Here is a 6,000-nt window from a genome sequence, read left to right on the forward strand (position 1 = left end):
CCCTCCTTGACATGGAGTGAACCACCGCACTCATTACAGCAGTACTGCTCCGGGTTACGGACGGTCTTCGAGCGTCGATAGCGGGGGAATCCGACCGCCGCAGTCCTCGCAGACAAGCCACCACTTGGGTGTAGTGAAGTGTTCGCAGTGTTGCGAGGTGTCGAGGGTGTCAGTCAGCGGGTGAACGTCGTCCCGTGATCTGCCTCGCCGAACTCGTATTCGAACTCACCATCACGTAATCTGGAGACATGGGATGGGACAGACCCTTCATTAAATACTGTATTCGATATACTTGCTAATCCACGTCGACGTTTCGTCCTCTCGTATCTCCACGAGCTCTCTATACCAATCAAACGAAAGTCGCAGATATTGTTCTGCAGCAGAGTCGCTGTGCAAATCCAGCAAAATAGACGTTCGAAAGTGTGAACTGCGCAATTGAAAGAGTTGAAAATTAGCTTTCTCGTCGCTCCTCTACGGTTTCCTCACTAAAGTGGAAATGGTCGAATGGCTGGATATGCCGCTCGCGCATGATCTCGGAACTCTCAATCGTAACGCCAGAGTCGTGCAGTGTGTCCGTGATGCGCGTGATATCCTCGGTACTCGTCCCAACCGCTTCCACGTAGATATTTCGTTTCCCAACAAGCATCTCGCGTACATCGACCACACCCTGCACAGCAAGTATCTTCTGGACAAATTCGCCTTGTTCGGTTGCGGGCGCGGTACACACGAATAACACGCGCAGCGGAAGGTTGGCGGCTTCATAGTCAATCTCGGGATGATAGCCCCTGATAATGCCGTCTTCTTCGAGTTGCGAAATCCGGTTCCGGACAGTGCTCGCGGAGACACCGACTGTTTCAGCAATCTCTTCGGTCGTTGTATTCCGTGCGTCTCGCTGGAGATGATAGAGAATGCCTTGATCAACGTTGTCGAGTCCTCGACTCATACGCTAGAGAAGATCGGAAAGACCTAAAGAATATGTGCGAGTATCTGAGTGGCATCTGAGCAGCTTTCTTAGTCATGGATTCACCCGGTTCCTCAAACGTCGAATAATGTGGGAAATATACGCTGTTTAACTCTACACAGCACAATATGGAGACGAAAATCATGCTACTCGATACCAAACTCTTCGTGCTCTCTAACAGGCAGAGGCGCCAGCTTCTCCACACACTCAACGAAGACAACACGCACAACACGTCCACTGTTTCTATGAACGCTGGAGAGACAAATGGTGGCGATCGAGAGCACACAAGTGCACTGTACCATGTGCACTTGCCGCGATTAGAAGATCATGGCCTCATCACCTGGAATCAAGAGACAGGTGATGTGAGAAAAGGCCCGCAATTCGACAAGATTGAACCGTTACTCGACACACTCACAGAAACGTACGATACACAGTCAGGTGATGGCCCGCCCGACTAATTCGCTTGAGAAACTGCCACTGGTGTGGCAGTTCGGGTACGGAGTGGCGATTGGTTGGGACCCATCAAAACTCCGTACCATGTCGTCCTTCGTGGTCGTCTGGTATAACCCTACTGTGATTATCTGGGTTACTGATTATATATCTGAGTAGTGAGTGCAGAAATTTGCATCGCCTATTGCTGATCTCACCGAACACACTCTCGACACTACTGTGAAATTAGCAGCCATATCGCAATAGATTGCGCATTCAAGAACTAAGGTGTGTGATTATCCGAGTGAGTGCGGTGATCACTGGTGAATTAGCAATATGACCGTTCGAAGATGAGTGCCATTGATACGTATCGACGCGCATAGCCTCATTTATGCTGGACAGTGCTGTTGGGCGAGTTCGGTGGCTTCAACAACAACTGTCTTGTGAGCAACGACAGAACGGTATGAACAAGCCCGGCATTCCCGGGCAAATGGTTGGGACCCATGAAGGACTTATCTAATCACCAACAATCGATCGAACTGCTCCAACAACTTGGCTTGAAAGAGTACGAAGCAGGGTGTTTCGTGGCATTAGCACGCCTCCCGAAAGGGACGGCCAAAGAGATCAGTGAAACCTCCGACGTACCGCGAACACGCGTCTATGATGCAATCCGAGTGTTAGAAACCAAAGGGCTTGTCGAGATCCAGCATTCGAATCCCCAGCAATTCCGCGCCGTGCCAATCGAGGAGGCCGCCGAGACGCTGCGCCAAGAATACGAATCGCGGACGGACACACTCATCGAGGCGATAGAGAACATCGAACCCGCGATTCCGGATGGTGATGAGGAAATTACGCACGAAGTCTGGGCGCTCTCAGGGACCACTGCGATTTCGAATCGTACTCAACAACTCATCGATGCCGCGGGGAGAGAGATCGTGCTCATCGTCGGGCGGGACGAAGTTATTACTGACGGGTTGCTTGAACAGCTCCAAGAAGCACTGGACACCGGTCTCGATGTGCTGGTTGGCACACAAACCGAGGAGCTCCGCAAGCACATTGCAGAGGCACTGCCCGATGCAGAAGTGTTCGTCTCCGGGTTAGAGTGGCTGCACAGTTCACCCTTTGAGGCCACCGACGATACGACGATCAGTCGGCTACTATTGATTGACAAGAACACAATTCTCGTGAGCTCGGTGCATGAGACGGACACTGGTGGGATTGAGACGGAAAAAGCGGTGTTTGGGCGGGGGTTCGACAATGGGATTGTGGTGATTGCCCGACGACTGATGGCGACCGGCTTACAGCCGGCTGATGATCCTGAAATGCCCGGCGACGAATGACTGCTCGTGTCTTATCCCTCAGTCGTCTTGTAGGAGTTCGAGTTCGACATCGTGTTCGCTGGTCACTGTCACCCGGTACCCGTCATACTGAAACGAGACAGAGCCGTCTGCTCGCGTCGTGCCATTGGTTCGTGGCGCAAAGAGTTCATCCAGGGCTTCCGGGTTGATCACCTCGTACAATGGCTTGAGCTCCTCTGTCGGACATCCCTTCGCGTCTGCGACGGTGATCAGCACGTGCGTACTCAGTGAGTCTGGCGATGCAGCAGGTGGCCGATCGTTAGAATCCGTCGAGTCCATAGGGTAAGTTCTCTTGGAAATAGCGGTAATAAACCGGGAATACGATGGATTTACCCGCTATTTCGTTCGCTACAGTCTACTGGCGTATGCCTAATATAACCTGTGGATATCTCAGCTGAACTGTTGGACGACTTCCCACAGAAAACCCTCTAAAGGCGTAGCAACGACACTCGCACCGCTCTGCCTGCTCTCTCCTCAGAGCTCTTCTTCGGATTGTGCAAACTCAAGGACTGTTTCGACACGCTCGCCGTCACGGTAGCGAATCGTTTCGCTTCGCTCATCGTACCCAATCAGATTGTAATCGGCCAGCTTCGGTAAATGGATGTGGCGGAGATCAGTCTCAAGCTGTTCAGGCGGGGTATCGACGTACTCACGTAGAGCCGCAACGAGGTTTGGGAATTTGACAGTCTCACCGTCCATCGTCGCAAGGTGGTACATGGTATACCGCCGATGGGGGTTGGCGAGTAGGTTGAACAGCGATCCGAGCGAAATCTTTGGATGATGAGCCGTATTGGGGGACATAGGACACCTCATTGTGAGACAGGAGCGGCAACCATCAGGCTTGACAACCCCGAAGGGGTCTTCACTCACCAATTCATTCGTTTTTGTTGCTCCGATCTGTCTTGCGTAAAAGGGGCGCCTTGTAAGTAGAGCTTATGGCTCAGTCTGGAGGACCCAATGTTCCCACCAGTCAACAATGGACTTCTCGGCGGACAAGAGCCGCTTTATCCGTAGAGAAAATATCAGACTTTCTTGAGGCTGGTCATCCTCCAATTGCACTGCCGCTTATACTGCCCACAGGAAGTCAATCGGCTAAATCGGCCAAATTCGTGAAGTTGATCTCACTGCCGTCGCACGTTCTATGTTGGTTATAGAACTAATCACGCACCTTGAAACCCGGTGAAATCCCAGAATTCAGACTACTTTCCTACGATCTCGATTAATATATGAGACACGACCGTAGATTCTATGTCGCTGATCGTGCGATGACAGGGCTCTGTGAAGAATAGTTGCCCATCTCTCAAATCATCCGTGCAATTCGCCGGTCGAATCCCTGATTCGAGTGAATCGGCCGTGTTGAATCCCTTACGTGGTGATCGGTTTCAGCCAATGAGCTACGAATACCTGCTGATAGTGACCATCTACTGGATCACAACTTCAGCACACCAAGTACAGCGTATGCCTATTCGCATTGAGGAGTTCGAAGCCGGGGACCTCCCAAGTGGCCCAAGCATACCTCAACAGGTACTTGGCTATCTCTATACAAACCAGGATAAAGCGTTCACCCGGTCGGAAATCGCTACCAGTATTGACGAAGATCCGAACACAGTTGGGACAGCCCTCTCGCGGTTGAAACAGCGTGAACTCGTCCGACACAGAGGAGAGTACTGGGCGATAACGAACGATCTTGATCGGGTTGCAGACGCGTATGCGCTCCACACGATCACGGAACGGCTCAATCAAGACGAAGGAGCGATCGAACCTGACGAGTGGGACGCAGTCGCTCCGGACGAACCGCATCCAAGCGAGCGAGACGAATAAATGCAACCGGAACGTGGCGATGTGGTTCGAAGTTCGGACCCGTTCAAACTGGGCGAAGATAGCCAACGACCGTGGCTCATCGTCAACAACGAATCGCATCCGTTCGGCGACGAACAGTACGTGGCAGTCACTATCTCGACCAAAGAATACGGTGATTCGATTCCTTTGGAGTCAACCCTATACGTGTGTCGGGACTGCGGTGACGGCATCGAAGATCCTGAAGACACTAGCAGATGTTCCCAATGTGGGGGCCATTTGATGAACAGTAGCGTTCCGCACGACGACTAAGAAGCGAAAATTCGTCTCTCATTGAGGTCTCTAGAAAGAGTCCATTCTTCCGAATACTCGAGTACAGACACCAACGATAGTGAACACGAGCGAAGATTTTCTCGCTCAGTTCAGGGCCGCTGTCACCATGCCCACCGACCGAGGCGTCGTACGAACGTTGATTGACCTGGCCATTCTTCTAGGAAGTATGGCAAAATTCCCAGACGAGAGAGAGCTCGTACTGCGAGCGCGTTCCCAGTTGGAACAATGGACAAACAGTGCCCGAATAGAGGCATTCAGTGAATTGTTCGAAGGTGATACTTCACTTCTCGACCCCGAGGAGTTGCAACGTCTCGATGCCCTCGACTCCGTGATGGAACGGCACGGTGGCGATGGCGTGTGGGGTACCGATCAATACGGAATCCATACCGCTAGGACCACAAGTTCGGAGAATTCGGTCGGGATTGTTTGTGTATATCACCCTCAAATCACCAAAGACTCCGTTCTTCGTGGAGACGATGGTATCGATGACGAGACCGAAGAGCGACTCAATGCAGCACTCTGGCAATATAGCGAGCGCGTTGCGACACTCATAGGAGAACGACTCGATGAGTTCATTCGCCAGACGCAGAGGTGAATTATCCCACTCTACTTGCTCTCTGAGGAAGGGAGGCCCAACACCGGAAATCAGCGAACGCTGTGTTCAATTCTGCCTTTTCCACTTGATTAATTCCCAGATGGCGAGAAATACTCGCTCCAGCCAATATCGGGATGGAGGAGGAAAAGAGGTAGCGACGATTAACAGAACCCCGATTATCACGTTCACATAGGGTTGACGCCTCGAAAGGCAAGTACACTTTATCTTCGATGCGTATTACTCGGACCCCAGTTGTGTTCGCTAACACTTAGCGCGTTCGTGTTCCGGCATGAGGTTGAGAAACACGTTGTCCTCCGCGCTACACTCTGGGCAAGTATGGACGAAATGGAGGCCATCGTCATCGCGCTTTTCGATTCGCCACTCCGACCGGGACTGGGCTTCGTTCCCACACACTTGACAGCTTTTGGGATGATCCTAGAGGTAAGATTACATGAAGTCGATGAACGATTGCGTTTCATGACGATGTGACCGCATCGTTCGTTGGCTACGACGGCCCCACGTATTAG

Annotated in this window: 8 protein-coding genes; 5 read left to right on the plus strand and 3 right to left on the minus strand. The window is 51.9% G+C overall.

All coding sequences use genetic code 11. From position 1 onward, the window contains the following. Positions 1-451: 451 nt before the first annotated feature. Positions 452-943 carry an Lrp/AsnC family transcriptional regulator gene (locus tag AC1XDK_RS29460; protein WP_483353589.1) on the minus strand — a complete coding sequence of 164 codons (492 nt, stop codon included), beginning with the start codon at positions 941-943 and terminating at the stop codon, positions 452-454. A gap of 146 nt (positions 944-1,089) precedes the next feature. Here AC1XDK_RS29460 and AC1XDK_RS29465 point away from each other — a divergent pair, with 146 nt between their 5' ends. Further along, complete coding sequence (locus AC1XDK_RS29465) at positions 1,090-1,419, plus strand: DUF7344 domain-containing protein (RefSeq protein WP_483353590.1); 330 nt, start codon at positions 1,090-1,092, stop codon at positions 1,417-1,419. Positions 1,420-1,893: 474 nt separating this feature from the next. Next, positions 1,894-2,730: a TrmB family transcriptional regulator gene (locus AC1XDK_RS29470; protein WP_483353591.1), complete on the plus strand. Its 837-nt coding sequence runs from the start codon at positions 1,894-1,896 to the stop codon at positions 2,728-2,730. A gap of 18 nt (positions 2,731-2,748) precedes the next feature. Here the strand turns inward: AC1XDK_RS29470 and ddfA are convergent, their stop codons facing one another. Both ddfA and AC1XDK_RS29480 read right to left on the minus strand, forming a co-directional pair. Further along, positions 2,749-3,027, minus strand: a complete 279-nt coding sequence (ddfA, locus tag AC1XDK_RS29475; RefSeq protein WP_483353592.1) for a DdfA family disk-determining factor — start codon at positions 3,025-3,027, stop codon at positions 2,749-2,751. A gap of 195 nt (positions 3,028-3,222) precedes the next feature. Next, positions 3,223-3,618, minus strand: a complete 396-nt coding sequence (locus AC1XDK_RS29480; RefSeq protein ID WP_483353593.1) for a DUF7344 domain-containing protein — start codon at positions 3,616-3,618, stop codon at positions 3,223-3,225. A gap of 588 nt (positions 3,619-4,206) precedes the next feature. Between AC1XDK_RS29480 and AC1XDK_RS29485 the strand changes: the two genes are divergently transcribed. The 3 genes from AC1XDK_RS29485 to AC1XDK_RS29495 all read left to right on the plus strand — a co-directional run bounded on the left by AC1XDK_RS29485 (position 4,207) and on the right by AC1XDK_RS29495 (position 5,473). After that, on the plus strand, positions 4,207-4,569 hold the full coding sequence (locus AC1XDK_RS29485) for a hypothetical protein (RefSeq protein WP_483353594.1): 363 nt from the start codon (positions 4,207-4,209) through the stop codon (positions 4,567-4,569). Beyond that, entirely contained in the window at positions 4,570-4,857 is a 288-nt protein-coding gene (locus tag AC1XDK_RS29490; protein WP_483353595.1) for a hypothetical protein, read from the plus strand. Between the two features lie 187 nt (positions 4,858-5,044). Continuing rightward, entirely contained in the window at positions 5,045-5,473 is a 429-nt protein-coding gene (locus AC1XDK_RS29495) for a DUF7539 family protein (protein WP_483353596.1), read from the plus strand. The last annotated feature ends 527 nt before the right edge of the window (positions 5,474-6,000 follow it).

The sequence above is a fragment of the Haladaptatus sp. HS23 genome (genome assembly GCF_056892285.1).